Annotated in this window: 1 pseudogene; it reads left to right on the forward strand. The window is 59.2% G+C overall.

The window, feature by feature from the left end:
- Positions 1-240: 240 nt before the first annotated feature.
- Positions 241-2,682, forward strand: a pseudogene (locus ACH4F2_RS35600) (telomere-binding protein); the annotation flags it as partial.

Raw genomic sequence — 2,682 nt, forward strand, 5'->3', positions numbered from 1 at the left:
CTGCGCATCAAATTGAATGCTTCTAAAGATGCCCTTTATTGGGCCGATGACGTCGCTCCCACGCGTGACTTCGCCACCGCCCAGAAAGCTCTCGAAGAGTTCGCTCGTCTGGTTCACAATGGTGAAGAGCGGTCACGGAGCACCCGGGACGGTCTCGGAATCCTTGACGGGACACCACCCCGCGCTTCTGCCCTGATTACGTCGGAGATCATGCCGAGGCCAGGGTCAGCAGCTCAAAGAATGCTCGTCATCCCTCTCCAGGCGTCAGAGATCGATCTGAATGTTCTGAAAGAATTGGATGGCCCTGAATCCCGCCACGGACGTGCCCTGGTAATGGCCACTTATTTGCAGTGGCTGTGCCCCCGCTTGGATGAAGTTCGTTCCGCCGCTTTTGCAGCAGGCGAACAGTACGCCAATCAGCTGAGAAAGGGCGGCGAAAGCGTACGTCAAGCCGACGCTTTGGGCTCATTGTGGGCCGGCTGGCATGCCATGTCACGCTTCCTTGTCGAATTGGGCGCGTTGACGGAAAACGAAGTCGCACATATGGGAGACCTCGTAGCTGTCGGTCTAACCGATGCCGCGTCCGCGGCGGTCGATCCTGACCTCCCGATGCGACCGGGCGCCCGGGTACGTGAGCTTTTGATACACGCATTGAGGAATGGGCAAGCATACGTCGACGACGTCGAAACTGGTGAGGCGCCAAGTGACTGGTCGTTGGCCAAGCGACTTGGCTGGCGGCGCAGCGTTGTCGGGGAAACATCTGATGGCACCGCTCGGTGGAGAGAGGAGGGTCGAGGAATCCGTCTGGGTTATGTCGTCGCCAACCCACGGCCCTGCGATGGGGAACCGCAGATTCTCATTGATTTGCTGGCCCTTGAGCAGGTCCTCAAATCCGCCGGGCAGATGTTGACCGATTCCTTGCAAATTGATCGGGGCACTGCACTGCGCGCACTATACGACGAAGGTGTGCTGATCGCGGAAGAGCGGAAGGGCCGGATGCCCCGCTACACCGTGCAGCGAATGATCAAGTGCGAGAACCGTCGTCAACGAATGGTCGCACTACGCCTGCACAAGTTGTTCGGCGAATGTTCGGACGATTTTGAGGTGAGAACGGGATCTGACGATCCCCACGGTCCGGTACCGGATAGCAAGCCTGCCGACCTTCCTACAGACATCGATGGACGGGACCTTCACGATTCGCCAGATGAAGCGCGAGCGAATTCGTCCATTACCGGGTTCGCAGTATCTTCGCCAATCCCGTCCAACGAAAAAAAGGGTCTAACCAGCTCTGTCACTGACAAGGAGCCTGAAATGGCGATTGAAACCGATGCAGAGGGATTCTCCGCAGACGGGTTCCAGATCTCACCTACATCTACCTGCGCTCTCTGCCATGGCGACGAAGCTGGCTGGGAGATCGACGGACTCGTGATGCACCTCCCGTGCTGGTGGCAGAGCACCGCTGCTTCTCGGGCGATTGCAGCTGGCACAGCCGAAAATCAGGAAGAAATCGAACCTGCTACCGAACCTTCACCGCTGGTAGCGCTGGCACCGAAGGGCCCTGAGACTCGCCCGAAGGTAGTGAAGACGGCCGGCAAGGAGAAGGCGGCCGCGTTCACTGCGCCGGCTGCAGTACTCGATGTCGACGGTGTATGGCTGCCGGACGGCACTCGCCACGAGCTGGCTACTCCGATCGCGCATGTCGGAGATGTCGCCGAGTTGGTCACGACGCTGAATCTCGGGACGTGGACGTCTGACACGTGGTCTGTGCCTGGTCAGATCTGGATCACCGATGCGATGGCGCAGAAAGTTGGTATTGACACCAGTTCGTTGGGGAAACGCAACAGGAATGATCGACTCAAGGAGCTGTCGGCTGAATCTGCATTTGTGACCGATGCGCTGGCTCAGGGATGGCAGCTTGGCGGGCAGCCGGGGGACCGGCTAGGGACGTGGACTCGTGTGTGGCGAGGCGAGGCACGTGGCGTGTGGGTAGCTCTGATTTCCGGGATGAGTCAGGATCCGAAAGAGATGCCTGTACTTGGTGACTCTCCTACCGCAGCCACGTTGGCAAGGCGGCTTGCGTTGTTGGCCGGGGCGCTCCGATTCCCGTGGGCTGTGAGTCCTGCATCGACCGGGATCGACTTGATGATCGCCGCGCGCCCCAAGGAATGGAAGCGGATCTTCGCGCCGTCCGACTCGGATTTTGCGAAGAAGTTCCAGATCTTTGAAGCCGATATCGATTGGTCGCGAACCCTTTCCGATTCAGAGGCGAAATGCCGCTACGTTCATGCCTTCGATCGCGGCGGTTCCTATGCTGCCGGTATTGCTGGTCTCGAATTGCCGATCGGGGAGCCAGAGCATCACCCGGATGGGATGGTGTTCGATCGCAAGCTTCCGGGATACTGGCTGATCGAAATCCCCGACGCAGCGGACTGGCGTTACCCGAATCCCTTGAATCCGATGGGGCTGTCTGTCTCCGAACCGAAGTGGGTGACCACTCCGACTCTCGAACGCGCTGCCCAACTCGGTTACGAGCCGGAGATCTTGGAAGCATTCGTCTGGCGAGATCACGGGCGCGTTCTGGTGCCGTGGTACGAACGCATTCGCGATGCGCGAACCGCCTTGGATATCGAGGGTGACACCGATGCACTGTTGGCGCGTGAGCAGAACAAAGTGATTTACACG

The organism is Streptomyces sp. NPDC017890 (assembly GCF_044328675.1).
In the GTDB taxonomy this organism is placed as follows: domain Bacteria; phylum Actinomycetota; class Actinomycetes; order Streptomycetales; family Streptomycetaceae; genus Streptomyces.